Below are 14,686 nucleotides of genomic sequence, written 5' to 3'. Positions count from 1 at the left end.
CTCGACTCGTCCTCCTCCGGCGGCGCTGCGCCGACGATCTAGGGTGGGTAGGTGACACCTGAATCGTCGCCCACAGGATCTGCTGGGTCTTCTCTGGCGGCCCAAACCTACGCCGGTCGAATGCCGTCGCATGTCGGCGACATGGCGGTCGAGACGCATGGGATCGCTCCCGTCCCGCCCGACAACCGGTACGGAACCGCGCGCCGGCTGTTCACGGTGTGGTTCGCCCCGCAGGTCAACATGACGGTGGTGTTCACCGGGACGCTGGCCGTCGTGCTCGGGCTGGGTTTCTGGCTGGGCCTGCTGGCGATGGTGATCGGCACGGTCATCGGTTCGCTGGTGGTCGGCTACCTGTCCACCTGGGGTCCGCGCACCGGCACCGCCCAACTTCCCAACGCGCGCATGGCATTTGGCGGCACCGTCAGTGTGGTCGCGGTGATCCAGTGGTTGTCGTCGATCGCCTGGGACGGCTTGGTCGGGCTGTTCGGCGGCGAGGCGTTGGCCGAACTGCTGGGCATACCGTTCTGGCTGGCGGTGGTGATCGTGCTCGCGGCGCAAGGTGCCGTCGGGGTCTTCGGTTACGAGGTCATCCACCGCGTGCAGGCGGTGATGACGGTCGTACTGATCGCCACGTTCGCGGTGCTGGCGTGGAAACTGATCAGCGGCCATCAGGTGATCTCGCTGCCCACGCTGGGCGGTGCGGACCTCGCCGGGGCGTTCGTGCTCGAGGTCACCATCGCGCTGAGCCTGGCGATTTCGTGGGCCAGCTACGCCTCCGACTACAGCCGGTATCTGCCGGTGTCCACGTCTCGCACAGCGGTGTTCGGCTATACCTTCGGCGGCCTGGCGGTGGCCTACATCGCGGTACAGGCCATCGGGGTGGCCGCCGCAGGCACCCTTACCGATCAGACCGCCCAGGGAGTGCGTGAGATCATGGGCGGCGGTGTGCTGGGCGCGGTCGCGCTGCTGGTGATCGCCCTGGGGTCGGTGGCCTCGAACGCGATGAACGACTACAGCGGGTCGCTGGCGCTGCAGACCGTCGGCGTTCGGGTACGACGGCCCGTGTCGGCCATCGTGGTGGTGGTGATCGCATTTGCGCTCATCATGTGGCTGCACTCTGGTGACTTGGCCACTCGCTTCCAGGGTGTGCTGCTGTTCGTCAGCTACTGGATCCCGGCATTTGTGGCGATCGTGGCGATCGACTGGCGCTATCGCAGTGCCGGACGCGACACCGTCAATCCGGCCACCGAGGTCACTCCCCGCACCGACGCCGTCGTCGCACTCGCGGCGTTCTTCGTGGCGTTCGCCGCAGCGGTCCCGTTCATGCACACCAACCTGATCGTCGGTCCGGTGGCCACCGCGCTGCACGGCGCCGATCTCGCGTACTTCGTGAATTTCCTTGTGGCAGGGGCGGTTTACGGCGGATACCGGTTGATCCGGGCGCGCCGCGGCTGAGGGTCAGAGCTGGAAGCGACGCTGCAGGGCATCCAGGAGCCGACGAACCTCGTTGATGCGGACATTGAAGCGTTGCAGGTCATGGCGCAGCCGGATCTCGCTGTGGTCGCTGCGCGCGGTCCGCAGTCGCGCGGCGTGGGATTCGAGTTCATCCAGCTCTCGAAGCAGTACCTCTTCGAACACCCGGGCCTGGGCCTGGTCACCGGGATGCGCGGACCCAAGGGGCCCGGCCCGGAATTCCTCATGCGAAACCGCCACGACGCTCATCGCCCATAGCCTGGACCGGTTCGGGCCCCGCTCAATTACCTCTCGGTACCGGGCCCGTAAGCATTCGTTCACTCGCGCGAAGGTCCGCGTGTGAGGACCGGGTCTCAGAGCTCGCCGGCCTCGACGGCTTCGCGGGTGTGCTGGGCGACGGCGATATCGCGGGTGGAGAACCCGATGCCCAGCGCGGCCACCCCGACGAGAACGGCGATGCCTGCCACCCACAACAGCGAATAGGTGTAGCCCTGCCCGAGCGCGTCGAGCTGGGCGGGCGTCATGTACTTCACCGGGCCCGTCGTGCCACCCAGGTAGAGCGTGCGCGAGGTCTGCACCGCCTGGACGATCACCAGCACCAGCGGACCGCCGAGGTTGAACACCATCAGGGTGACCGACGAGACCGGACCGATCTCGCGCGGCCCGACATTGGCCAGCGTGCACAGCGGCAGGATCACCGAGATGATCCCGATGCCCAGCCCGCCGACGACGATCGGGACGAACAAGTCGGGAAAATACGGGATCGATCTGTTCAGCGTCGACCCGTAGAGCATCGCCGCCAGCACCAGCAGCCCGCCGCCGAGGATCACCCATCGCGGCGGGATCCGCAGTGCGAGTTTGGTGGCCGCGACGTTGCCGACCACGAACGCCGCGGCGAACGGCATGAAGCAGATCCCGGCGCGCAACGGCGAGTACCCCAGCACGTCCTGAACCAGCAGACCGATCATCACGCTCAACGTCAGCATCACGCCACCGGCCATGAAGTACGCCGCGAACGACGCGACGCGACTGCGGTTGTCGAAGATCGAGAACGGCACCAGCGGGTTGTCGGCGCCGCGCTCGACGATCAGGAACGAAACGAAGAACACCACCGCCCCCACGCCCGCACCGATCACCCACGGATCGATCCAGCCGCGCGGCGGCCCCTGGGTGAAAACCAGGACGGCCGAGGTGCACGCCAGGGTGGCCAGCAGCGCCCCGGTTGCGTCGAGCTTGAGTCGTTCGTGCCGGGTTTCCTCGAGCTTGGTGAGCCCGACGACGATGATGAAGATTCCGATCGGCACGTTGACCAGGAACGCCAGCCGCCAGGACAGGCCCGTCACCGCACCGCCCGCGACAAGGCCCAGCACGGACCCGAGACCCTGCATGGCCGCCGATACCGCCAACGCCTGATTGCGGGGATGTCCGACGGCGTACGTCGTGGCGATCAGCGCCAGACCGGTCGGCGCGGCTACCGCAGCGCCCATGCCCTGCACGGCGCGGGCGACGATCAGCGTCCACTGGTCGTTGGCCAGCCCGCAGGCCAGGGAGGCGATGGTGAACACGCCGACACCAGACATGAACGCCCGTTTGTGGCCGACGGCGTCGCCCACGCGGCCGCCGAGCAGCAGCAGCCCACCGAACGCCAGAACGTAGGCGGTGATCACCCAGCTCTTGGCGGCATCGGACAGGCCGAGCTCGGCCTGCATGCGCGGCAGCGCGACAATCACGATCGTGCCGTCCAGCGTGGCCATCAGCTGCATACCGGTGATCGCGACAATCGCGAGGCCGAGCACGTGGGAGGAGAGTGGTCTGGCGGTCGGCTGCGGACCGCTCGCACCAGACATGGGTGACTACCCTACCGTCCTGGCTCCGACGCTCCGCGCCGGAGAAGGCCGCCGCGGGAGCGGTTGGTGCAGCGTGGCGGAGTTACAGCTCGCCGGCGTCGATCGCTTCTTTGACTTCCTGGGCGTGCGCGACCTGCTGGGCGGTATAGCCGATGAACAGCGCGACGGCGCCGACGATCACCGCGACCGCGGCGACCCACAGCAGCCCGTACGTGTAGCCCTGGTCAAGGGCGTGCAATTGCGCGGAGTCCATCTTCTTCACCGGTCCGGTGGTGCCGCCCAGATACAGGGTGCGCGAGGTGATGACGGCCTGGATGATCGCCAGCACGACGGGACCGCCGAGGTTCTGCAGCATCAGCGCGATCGCCGACACCGGGCCGATCTGGTCGAAGCCCACACCGGCGATGGCCGACACGGTCAGCGGTACGACGATCATGCCGATGCCGAAGCCACCAACGGTGATCGGCAGGACGAGGTTCGGGAAGTACGGGATGCCGCCGTTGAGCGTGGAGCCGTAGATCATCGCGCCGAGCACCAGCACGCCACCGGCGATCACCAGGATTCGCGGCGGGAAGTACGACACCAGCTGCGAGGACGCGCCCAGACCGATGCCGAGCGCGATCACGAACGGGATGAACCCGATGCCCGCATGCAGCGCGCTGTAGCCCATGATGTCCTGCACGTACAGCCCGATCAGCACCGTCAGCGTGAACATCACGCCGCCGGCGAGGAAGATCGCTGCAAAGGTGGCGAGCCGGTTGCGGTCGCGGAACAGGGTGAACGGCACCACGGGATTGACGGCGCGGCGCTCGACGAACACGAACGCGACGAACGCCACTGCGGCCGCCGCGCCTGCGGCCAAGGTGATGGGCGAAAGCCAGCCGTTCTCGGGGGCCTGGGCGAAGCCGAAGACCGCCGCGGTGCAGCCGACGGTGGCCAGCAGCGCGCCGGCAGCATCCATCTTCATCCGCTCACGGTGGGTTTCGCGCAGGGTGTTGCGAGCCAGGTAGATCATCAGCAGGCCGATCGGCACGTTCACCAGGAACGCCAGCCGCCAGGACACTTCCACCAGCGCACCGCCGACGACCAGGCCCATCACCGAGCCGATACCGGTCATCGCCGCGAACACCGCGGTCGCGGCATTGCGTGCCGGCCCCTTCGGAAATGTGGTGGCCACCAAGGCAAGTCCGGTCGGCGACGCGATCGCCGCGCCGACACCTTGCAGCAGCCGGGCGATCACCAGCGTCGCCTCGTCCCACGCGACGCCGCACAGGATGGACGCGATGGTGAACAACGCGACGCCGACGATGAAGGTGCGCTTGCGGCCGATCGTGTCGCCGAGGCGGCCGCCGAGGAGCATCAAGCCGCCGAACGTCAGTACGTAGGCGGTGATGACCCAGCTGCGGCCCGCGTCGGACAGGGCCAGCTCGTCCTGGATCTTGGGCAGAGCCACGATCGCCACGGTGCTGTCCATCGTGGCCAGCAACTGCATGCCGCCGATCGCGGTCACCGCGGCGAAGAAACGGGGCGAGGGCAGCCAGCTCGGGATGTACTTGTTGGTGGTCTTAGCCAAAGCTGCCGGCTCGAGGCGCATCGGGACCGCGCGCTCAGAACTGTTGGCGGTCGTCCGCGCAGCGTCGTTGAGGGCCGTCATACCGACCTACCCTACAGTAATCTTAAGGAATCTTTAAAGGCCGAAAGCCCCGGGAAGGCCTACAACGGGGCCGATCACAACAATCGCCGGGGGCCTAATACCGTCGGCGCGAATCCGATCCGGCGCATCACGCAGCGTGGTCCGGACAACCCGTTCGGCGGCCGTGGTGCCGTGTTGCACGACAAGCACCGGTGTTTCCGCAGGTCGGCCGCCCGAGATCAGTGCTTCGGCAAACAACTCGATGCGTTCGACCGCCATCAACAAAACCAGCGTTCCCGACAATTGCGCCAGCGCATTCCAATTCACTAACGATTCCGGATGATCGGGTGCCAAATGGCCGCTGACCACGACGAATTCGTGGTTGACGGCACGATGCGTGACCGGCACCCCGGCCATCGCCGGAACCGATATGGCACTGGTCACACCGGGTACGACCGTGACCGGTATCCCGGCCTCCGCACAGGCGAGAACTTCTTCGTATCCGCGCGCGAACACGAACGGGTCGCCGCCCTTGAGGCGGACCACGAAGCGCCCCTCCCGAGCGCGTTCTATAAGAACTTTGTTTATGGCTTCCTGGGCCATCGCGCGTCCGTACGGGATCTTCGCGGCGTCGATCACCTCCACATGCGGCCCGAGTTCGGCGAGCAGTTCCGGCGGCGCCAGCCGGTCGGCGACGACGACGTCGGCGCGTGCCAGCAGCCGTCGGCCGCGCACGGTGATCAGCTCGGGGTCGCCGGGACCACCGCCGACCAGCGCGACGCTCCCGGGCGTGACGTCGTCGGGGTGCTCGGCGGCGATCAGCCCCTGCTGGAAGGCTTCGTGGATCGCGGAGCGGATGGCGGCCGAGCGGCGGTGTTCCCCACCGGCGAGCACACCGACCAGCAGTCCGTCGTAGGCGAACGAAGCCGGGGTGACGGCGCTGCCCTCCCTGGCGTTGTCGGCGCGTACGCAGAAGATCTGCCTGCGCTCCGCCTCGGCGACGACGGCCGCGTTGACTTGCGCGTCGTCGGTGGCGGCGATGGCATACCAGGCGCCCTCGAGGTCGCCGTCGCGATAATCGCGCAACTGCAGAGTGATGCCGGGATTCGTTGTCGTCAGGACCTCGACGGCAGGCGTCGCGGCCCGCGCGATCACGTGCACGTCGGCGTCATCGGCCATCAAGAGCGGGATCCGGCGCTGAGCCACCGTGCCGCCGCCGATCACGACGACCTTCTTGCCGGCCAGGCGTAAGCCGACGAGGTAGGCGTTCTCGGTCACCGGGGCAGCTTAATCAAGCCAGCGTGTGCCACAAATCGAGTGACCGAGTGCGGCTGGCCCGCGGGATGGGTGTGTAGGTACGACGCATGCACGCCGGCGCGGACCGCCCCCTCCCGCACCGGCCGGCCGTCGCGCCGGAAAGCCCAGGCCGATTCGGGATTTTGGGTGAATTCCGCTGTCGTGCGGTGAAATTCGTGACCGACGATCCGCTGACCCGCGGTGTGCAGCGACGAGTCGGCTACCGCGACGGCCTCCCGGTAGCCGAGCGTCAGCCTCAGGGTGAACCGGGCCGAGCCGGCCAGCACGCCGCACATCGGGTGGCCGTCCAGGTCGTCCATCAGATATGCCAGTCCGCCGCATTCGGCCTGCACGGGCGCGTGGCAGGCGAGTTCGCGGATCTGGGCGCGCAGCTCGGCGTTGGCCGACAGGTCGGCCAGGTATTGCTCGGGAAAACCGCCCGGCAGCACCAGCGCCGCGGTCTGCGCGGGAAGGCCGTCGGTGAGCGGATCGAACTCGACGACCTCGGCGCCGGCGGCCCGCAGCAGCTCGCGATGTTCGGCATAGCCGAAGCTGAAGGCCTTGCCCGCGGCCATCGCCACCACGGGGCTTCCCGTTGTCGGCTCCCCGACGACACCGTCGGGCGCCCACGCCGGCACCGACACCCGCGAGCTGGCGAGAGCGACGACGGCGGGCAGATCGACGTGGCGACCGATGAGTTCGGTCATCGCGGCGACCGCCGCCCGGGCCTGCTCGCCGTGCTCGACGGCGGTGACCAGCCCGAGGTGCCGAGACGGCACCGCCAGCTCGTCGTGACGCGGGATCACGCCCAGGACCGGCACCCCGGCCGCTTCGCACGCCTGGCGCAACACTTGCTCGTGACGGTTGGTGCCGACCCGATTCAGGATCACTCCCCCGATGTGCACGCCGGGGTGGAACGACGAGAACCCTTGCAGCACAGCGGCGATGCTGTGCGCCTGGCCGCGCGCATCGACGACCAGCAACACGGGGGCGCCGAGAAGCCCGGCGACGTGGGCGGTGGACCCGCGCGCGGGGGTGACCAGTTGTTCGTCGATGCGACCGTCGAAAAGGCCCATCACGCCTTCGATCACGGCGATGTCGGCGTCGCGGCTGCCGTGCCGGTACAGCGGGCCGATCAGGTCCTCGGGCACCAGTACCGGGTCCAGGTTGCGGCCCGGCCGGCCGGCGGCCAGCGCGTGGTAGCCAGGGTCGATGAAGTCCGGACCGACTTTGAACGGGGCCACCCGATGGCCGGCCGCCCGTAGGGCGCCGACCAAACCCGTTGCGACGGTGGTCTTTCCGCTACCCGAGGCGGGCGCGCCGATGACAATCGAAGGAACGCTGCGCATGCTTACCACTCAATACCGCGCTGGCCTTTGCGGCCGGCGTCCATCGGGTGTTTGATCTTGGTCATCTCGGTCACCAGATCGGCCGCATCGATCAGGCGTTGCGGGGCGTCTCGTCCGGTGATCACCACGTGCTGGCCACCGGGCCGATTCAGCAGGACGTCGACTACTTCGTCTACGGCAACCCAGCCCCATTTGAGCGGATAGGTGAACTCGTCCAGCACATAGAAGTCGTGGCGTTGGTCGGCCAACCGGCCGGCGATTTCGGTCCACCCTTCGGCCGCGGCCGCCGCATGGTCATCGTCTGACCCGGTCTTGCGAGTCCAGGACCAGCCCGAGCCCATCTTGTGCCATTCCACTGCGCCGCCGAGCCCCTGCTCGTCGTGCAGCCGGCCAAGCGCGGCGAACGCCGACTCCTCCCCGACTTTCCACTTGGCGCTCTTGACGAACTGGAACACCGCCACACTCATCCCGGCGTTCCATGCCCGCAACGCCATCCCGAAGGCGGCGGTGGATTTTCCCTTACCCGGGCCGGTGTGCACCGCCAGCACCGGAGTGTTGCGGCGGGCCCGGGTGGTCAGCCCGTCATCGGGCACGGCGAGCGGCTGACCCTGCGGCATGGACGGTTCCCTTTCCGACGCTCAGGCCGCGCGGCGCACGGCCTGTGCCAGATAGTCTGCGCGCAACTGCTCCAGTTGCAGCACGGGGGCTTCCAGGTGCTCGGCGAGATCGCCGGCCAGGCCCAACCGCACGTACGACGTCTCACAGTCCACCACCACCGACGCGGCGCCCTCGGCGACCAGTCGCCGAGCCGCAGAACGGCTGCGCCCCAATGGATCCGGGCCACCAGTGGCCCGGCCGTCGGTGAGCACCACCACCAGCGGGCGCCGGGTGCGGTCGCGCACCCGTTCACGGACCACGATGTCGCGGGCCGCCAGCAATCCCTGCGCCAGCGGGGTGGTGCCGCCGGTGTCGAACCGGGTCAACCGCCGCGACGCGATGTGCGCCGAGGTCGTCGGAGGCAGCAGCACTTTCGCACCGTCCTGGCGGAAGGTGATCACCGCAATCTTGTCGCGGCGCTGATAGGCGTCACGCAGCAGCGACAGCGCCGCACCGGAGACCGCCGACATCCGATCGCGCGCCGCCATCGACCCGGAGGCATCGACGACGAAGATCACCAGGTTTCCCTCCCGGCCGACCCGGATGGCACGCCGGACGTCCTCGGGTTGTGGCCGCAGCCGGCCATTGCCCGCCGCGTTCAGCACGGTCGCGAACAGATGCAGGCCGTGGCCCTGCTCGGGGACGTCGGTGGCCTTGATGACCGCGCCGGCGCGGTTGCGGGCCCGCGAGCGCCGGCCCGGGTTGCCGTCCCCACCCCCGGCACCGTCAGCGACCGGGTCCGGAACGTTGCCGCGGGCGGCGCGGCCGGCTTGGGCGCAGACGACGAATTACCTTGTGGCATAGTAGGTTGCGAAGTTCCGTCGCTAGCCTGCCCCCCGCCGGGCGGGTCCGGGTCGGGGTCGGTTTCCGGGCTGCCGTCGGTGGCGGCCAGTGCCTCGTCGAGCTGCGCGGGGTCCAGGCCGGGGTCGTCGAACGGATCGCGACGGCGCCGGTGCGGCAACGCCAGCTCGGCAGCCACCCTGATGTCCTCGCTCGTCACCGTGATATTTCCCGTCGCCCCAGCGGCCGCACCTCGCCAGGCCGCGTGGGCCACCGCGGTGCGGGCCACCACCAGATCTGCGCGCATACCGTCGACGTCGAAGGCCGCGCACAGCGCGGCGATCCGGTTCAGCTCGGCGTCCGGCAACACCACCGCGGCCACCCGGTTTCGGGCAGCGGCGATCCGGGCGGCCAGCTCACTGTCCTGCCCGGCGTGCAGTGCGGCGAAGCCGCCTGGGTCGGCCTCGTAGGCCAACCGTTGCCGAATCACCTCGCTGCGCACCGCCACATCCCGCGAGGCGTGCACATCGACGGTCAGCCCGAATCGGTCCAGCAGCTGCGGACGCAATTCGCCCTCTTCGGGATTCATGGTTCCGATCAGCACGAACCGCGACTCGTGTGAGTGCGAGATTCCGTCGCGCTCGATGTGCACCCGGCCCATCGCTGCGGCGTCGAGCATGATGTCGACGAGATGGTCATGCAGCAGGTTGACCTCGTCGACGTAGAGCACGCCGCCGTGGGCCCGGGCCAGCAGGCCCGGCGAGAAGGCGTGCTCGCCGTCGCGCAGGACCTTCTGCAGGTCCAGCGAACCCACCACCCGATCCTCGGTCGCCCCGATCGGCAACTCGACGAGCTTCGAGCCCGAATCGACCTCGGCCAAAATCCCGGCCAGGGCCCGCACCGCCGTCGACTTCGCAGTGCCCTTCTCGCCGCGGATCAGCACACCGCCGATTTCCGGGCGCACCGCACACAGGATCAGAGCCAGCCGCAGCTGGTCGTGCCCGACGATCGCACTGAACGGAAAACCCGGTGCGCTCACGGCTTCTCGGCCAGAATGGGCGCGGCCGGCCGCATCATCGGCACGTGCGGAATCCCGTCCTCGAGGAATTCGGCGCCATCGACGACGAAGCCGTGGTTGGCATACATGTCGACGAGGTAGGTCTGGGCGTTGATCCGGCACGCGTGATCACCGACGTCGGCCAGCGCGGCCTGCATCAGCCGGGTGGTGTGCCCCTGACCGCGGGCGGCCCGCTGAGTGCACACCCGCCCGATGCGGAACGCCTTTTCCCCGCCGGCGTGCTCCTCCATCAGCCGCAGCGTGGCGATCACCGTGCCGTCGGGTTGCTCCAGCCAGAAGTGCCGGGTTTCGGCCAGCAGGTCGCGGCCGTCGAGTTCCGGGTAGGGGCAGGCCTGTTCGACGACGAACACCTCGACCCGAAGCTTCAGCAGCTCGTAGAGGGTGGCCGCGTCGAGGTCCTTGGCCCAGGAGCGGCGTACGGCGACCGTCACACCACTCCCGCGGGTTCCGGGTCACCGGAATCCGAAGCGACGGGTGTGCGGTCGGGGCCGGCAACCTGCGCGGCCCGGCCGGCGTGGGTTGCGCTCTCCAGTCCGAGCACTTTGGTGCCGTGCGCCCACACTTCACCGAACAGGTCCGGGTTCTCCGACAGTTTGACGCCCAGCGAGGGCACCATCTCTTTGAGCTTGGGCAGCCAGCTCTGGTAGCGGTCGGCGAAGCAGCGCTCCAGAACCTCGATCATCGCGGGGACCGCGGTGGAGGCGCCCGGGGACGCGCCGAGCAGGCCGGCGATCGAACCGTCGGCGGCCGCCAGTACGGTGGTGCCGAATTCGAGCACGCCGAGCTTCTTGGAGTCGCGGCGGATAACCTGCACTCGCTGACCGGCGATATCCAGCTCCCAGTCGGAATCCCTTGCAGTGGGCGCGAATTCGCGGAGGTTGTCGACACGGTCGGCTTCGCTGAGCGCCAGCTGGCCGATCAGGTACTTCAGCAGACCCATCTCGGTGAGCCCGACGCCGATCATCGAGGCGAGGTTGTTGGGCTTGACCGACAACGGCAGGTCGGTGATTTTGCCCTCCTTGAGGAACTTCGGCGACCAACCGGCGAACGGGCCGAACAGCAGCCAGGAGCGGCCGTTGATGACGCGGGTGTCCAGGTGTGGCACCGACATCGGCGGGGCACCGAGCGGCGGCAGGCCGTAAACCTTGGCCTGGTGCGCCGCGGCCAGTTCGGCGTTGCCGGTGCGTAGCCACTGACCGCTGACCGGGAAGCCGCCGAAACCCTTGGCTTCGGAGATGCCGGCCTTCTGCAACAGCGGAAGAGCACCGCCGCCGGCGCCGACGAATACGAACTTCGCCGACAACTTGCGCTTCTGGCCGGTGCGCCGATTGTGGACCTTGACCGTCCAGCCGCCGCCGGACTCCTTGTGCAGATCGACCACGTCGTGGCCGAACAACGTCGACATGCCTCGCTCGGTGCCGAATGCGAGCAGTTGGCGGGTCAGGGATCCGAAGTCGACGTCGGTGCCGTCCTGGGTCCAGTTCAACCCGACCGGTTCGGAGAAGTCGCGGCCCTTGGCCATCAGCGGCAGGCGGCGGGTGAACTCGTCGGGGTCGTCGATGAACTCCATCGTGGCGAACAGCGGGTTGCGCACCAGGGTCTCGCGACGCCGGCGAAGGTAGTCGACGTGCTCGGCACCCTGCACGAAGCTGACGTGCGGGATCGGGTTCAAGAAGCTGCGGACGTCCGGCAGGATGCCGTGCTCGTGGGCGTAGCTCCAGAATTGACGGGTGACCTGGAACTGCTCGTTGACGTTGATGGCCTTGGCGATGTCGATGCTGCCGTCGGCCTTCTCCGGCGTGTAGTTGAGTTCGCACAGCGCGGAGTGGCCGGTGCCGGCGTTGTTCCACGGATCAGAGCTCTCGGCGGCGGCCGCATCCAGGCGTTCGACCAGGGTGATCGACCAGTCCGGCTGGACCAGCCGAAGCAGGGCACCCAGCGTGGCGCTCATGATTCCCGCGCCAACCAATACGACATCGGTCTTGGTGGTATCTGACACCGGATCGTCGTCCTTTGCTCTAGCGGTATAGACAGTCAGGTTATCCCGCCCGACACTCACTTATTCGCGAGAGTCGCCAGCACCACACCCCCGCGCTGCTCACAGTTAGGGTAGGTGCTGTGACGGCAGCGCAGGCCGAATGGGCCGACGATGTCCTTACCGGCTACCAACAGACCACGATGGCCTTGGGGCCGGACCCCGACGGTGAGGGCGATCTGTTCGCCACTCTGGTGCGGCGCGCCGACGGTGAGCCGGCCCAGCACACCGTGCTGGCGGTGCACGGATTCACCGATTACTTCTTCAACACCGACCTGGCCGACCACTTCGCCGGCGCCGGGTTCCGGTTCTATGCGCTGGATCAACACAAGTGCGGCCGGTCCTGGCGGGACGGGCAGACCCCGCACTTCACCACCGACCTGGCCCGCTACGACCGCGAGTTGGAACGGGCAGTGGCGGTGATCGCGACCGAGAATCCCGGCACGACGATGCTGGTCTACGGGCACTCCGCCGGCGGGTTGATCGTGTCGCTGTGGCTCAACCGGGTACGACGCCGCAACGCGACGGCAGCGCTGTCGCTCGGCGGCCTGGTGTTGAACAGTCCGTGGCTGGACTTGCACGGTCCGGCGATTCTGCGCACGGGGCTGACCTCGACGGCGATCGGCGCGATGTCGCGGGTCCGTAAGACCCGGGTGGTGCGCCGCACGACGAAGGGTGGCTACGGGTTGACGCTGCACCGCGACTACGACGGCGAGTTCGACTACAACCTCCAATGGAAGCCCCTGGGCGGCTTCCCGGTGACGTTCGGCTGGATTCATGCGATCCGCCGCGGCCACGCCACGTTGCACCGCGGCCTGGATGTCGGTGTGCCGAACCTGGTCCTGCGCTCGGACCACAGCGTCACCGAGAGCGCCGACGCGGCGAGCATGCAGCGCGGTGACGCGGTGCTCGACGTCACTCAGATCGCCCGCTGGGCAGGATGTATCGGCAACCGCACGACGGTGGTTCCGATCCGCGACGCCAAACACGATGTGTTCCTGTCGCTGGCCGAGCCGCGCGCAGAGTCCTACCGCGAACTGTCCGGCTGGCTGAGTTTCTATCGTACGCACCTGGCGTCGGCCGCATCGGCCGCCGGTCGGAGTTAAGGGGATCTCGTTGGAACACTTCGACATTGCGATCATCGGGACCGGTTCGGGCAACTCGATTCTGGACGAACGCTACGCCGACAAGAAGGTCGCGATCTGCGAGCAGGGCGTGTTCGGCGGCACCTGCCTGAACGTGGGGTGCATCCCCACCAAGATGTTCGTCTATGCCGCCGAGGTGGCCCAGACAGTGCGTGACGCCGCGCGGTTCGGCGTCGACGCCCACATCGACGGTGTGCGGTGGACCGACATCGTCTCCCGGGTGTTCGGCCGGATCGACCCGCTGGCGATCGGCGGCGAGAACTACCGGCGATCCTCGCCGAATGTCACTGTCTACGACAGCCATACCCGCTTCACCGGCCGCAACGGGGAAGGCTACCGGTTGCGCACCGACGCCGGCGATGAGTTCACCGCCGATCAGGTCGTGATCGCCGCAGGCGCGCGGGCGATGGTGCCCGACGCGATCGCCGGCTGCGGTGTCGATGTCCACACCAGCGACACGATCATGCGCATCCCCGAGCTTCCGGAGCATCTGGTGATCATCGGCGGCGGATTCGTGGCCGCCGAATTCGCGCATGTGTTCTCGTCTTTGGGTAGCCGCGTGACAATCGTCATCCGTGGAGCCGGGATGCTGTCGCACTGCGACGACACGCTGTGTGAGCGGTACACCGACATCGCCGGCAAGAAATGGGAGCTGCGCAGCCACCGCAACATGGTGGGGGCGCATCTCGACGGCTCACAGACGGTGGTCGAGCTCGACGACGGATCGGAATTACCCGCCGACGTCGTGCTGGTAGCCACCGGCCGCAAACCCAATGGCGACTTGTTGGACGTCCACAATGCCGGGGTGAAACTCGACGAGAACGGCCTGGTCGTCGTCGACGAGTACCAACGCACCACGGCGCGAGGCATTTTCGCGCTGGGCGACGTGTCCTCGGACTATCAGCTCAAACATGTGGCCAACCATGAAGCCCGGGTGGTGCGGCACAACCTGCTGCAGGACTGGGACGACACCGACGCGCTGATGTATTCCGATCACCGGTTCGTGCCGTCAGCGGTGTTCACCGATCCGCAGATCGCCTCGGTCGGGTTGACCGAAAACGAAGCCCGCGCCGCCGGTTACAAGATCAACGTCAAGGTGCAGGACTACTCCGACGTGGCCTACGGCTGGGCTATGGAGGATACGACCGGATTCGCCAAGATCATCGTCGAGCAGGACAGCGGCAAGATCCTGGGCGCACACATCATGGGCCACCAGGCATCGTCGTTGATTCAGCCGTTGATCCAGGCGATGAGTTTCGGCCTGCCCGGCCAGGAGATGGCCCGCGGGCAGTATTGGATCCACCCTGCGCTGCCCGAGGTGATCGAGAACGCGCTGCTGGCGTTGTGCGGCGAGCCACCCTGGCCGCCGTCGCGCCGGCACTGAGGAGCCGGC

11 protein-coding genes and 1 pseudogene are annotated in these 14,686 nt (G+C 67.9%); 3 read left to right on the top strand and 9 right to left on the bottom strand.

Annotated elements, in window-relative coordinates; translation table 11 throughout:
• The first annotated feature begins 120 nt into the window (after positions 1–120).
• Positions 121–1,455 carry a cytosine permease gene (locus AB431_RS11300; protein ID WP_047329998.1) on the top strand — a complete coding sequence of 445 codons (1,335 nt, stop codon included), beginning with the start codon at positions 121–123 and terminating at the stop codon, positions 1,453–1,455.
• 3 nt (positions 1,456–1,458) lie between these two features.
• Here AB431_RS11300 and AB431_RS11295 read toward each other — a convergent pair whose 3' ends face one another.
• The 9 genes and pseudogenes from AB431_RS11295 to mqo form a co-directional block, all read right to left on the bottom strand.
• Positions 1,459–1,722 (bottom strand): hypothetical protein, encoded by a 264-nt coding sequence (locus AB431_RS11295; RefSeq protein ID WP_047329997.1) that lies wholly within the window; start codon positions 1,720–1,722, stop codon positions 1,459–1,461.
• 104 nt (positions 1,723–1,826) lie between these two features.
• Positions 1,827–3,320, bottom strand: coding sequence for an MFS transporter (locus AB431_RS11290; RefSeq protein ID WP_047329996.1), 1,494 nt, complete (start codon positions 3,318–3,320; stop codon positions 1,827–1,829).
• An 82-nt stretch (positions 3,321–3,402) separates the two neighbouring features.
• On the bottom strand, positions 3,403–4,914 hold the full coding sequence (locus AB431_RS11285; protein ID WP_144418458.1) for an MFS transporter: 1,512 nt from the start codon (positions 4,912–4,914) through the stop codon (positions 3,403–3,405).
• A 93-nt stretch (positions 4,915–5,007) separates the two neighbouring features.
• Positions 5,008–6,231: a uroporphyrinogen-III C-methyltransferase gene (cobA, locus tag AB431_RS11280; protein ID WP_047329994.1), complete on the bottom strand. Its 1,224-nt coding sequence runs from the start codon at positions 6,229–6,231 to the stop codon at positions 5,008–5,010.
• Positions 6,228–7,598 carry a cobyrinate a,c-diamide synthase gene (locus AB431_RS11275; protein ID WP_047329993.1) on the bottom strand — a complete coding sequence of 457 codons (1,371 nt, stop codon included), beginning with the start codon at positions 7,596–7,598 and terminating at the stop codon, positions 6,228–6,230. The genes cobA and AB431_RS11275 overlap by 4 nt, the downstream gene beginning before the upstream one ends.
• Positions 7,599–7,600: 2 nt before the next feature.
• Positions 7,601–8,215, bottom strand: a complete 615-nt coding sequence (gene cobO / locus AB431_RS11270) for a cob(I)yrinic acid a,c-diamide adenosyltransferase (RefSeq protein ID WP_047329992.1) — start codon at positions 8,213–8,215, stop codon at positions 7,601–7,603.
• A 21-nt stretch (positions 8,216–8,236) separates the two neighbouring features.
• Positions 8,237–10,074 (bottom strand): annotated as a pseudogene (locus AB431_RS11265) (magnesium chelatase subunit D family protein).
• On the bottom strand, positions 10,071–10,544 hold the full coding sequence (locus AB431_RS11260) for a GNAT family N-acetyltransferase (RefSeq protein WP_047329991.1): 474 nt from the start codon (positions 10,542–10,544) through the stop codon (positions 10,071–10,073). The pseudogene AB431_RS11265 and the gene AB431_RS11260 overlap by 4 nt, the downstream one beginning before the upstream one ends.
• Entirely contained in the window at positions 10,541–12,112 is a 1,572-nt protein-coding gene (gene mqo / locus AB431_RS11255; RefSeq protein WP_047329990.1) for a malate dehydrogenase (quinone), read from the bottom strand. Before mqo ends, AB431_RS11260 begins: the two co-directional genes overlap by 4 nt.
• Positions 12,113–12,291: 179 nt before the next feature.
• Between mqo and AB431_RS11250 the strand changes: the two genes are divergently transcribed.
• Complete coding sequence (locus tag AB431_RS11250; protein WP_052960461.1) at positions 12,292–13,254, top strand: alpha/beta hydrolase; 963 nt, start codon at positions 12,292–12,294, stop codon at positions 13,252–13,254.
• A gap of 10 nt (positions 13,255–13,264) precedes the next feature.
• Entirely contained in the window at positions 13,265–14,677 is a 1,413-nt protein-coding gene (gene mtr, locus AB431_RS11245) for a mycothione reductase (protein ID WP_047329988.1), read from the top strand.
• Positions 14,678–14,686: the final 9 nt, after the last annotated feature.

It is taken from the genome of Mycobacterium sp. EPa45 (assembly GCF_001021385.1).
Lineage (GTDB): Bacteria > Actinomycetota > Actinomycetes > Mycobacteriales > Mycobacteriaceae > Mycobacterium.
This window is presented reverse-complemented; position numbering and strand designations above follow the sequence as displayed.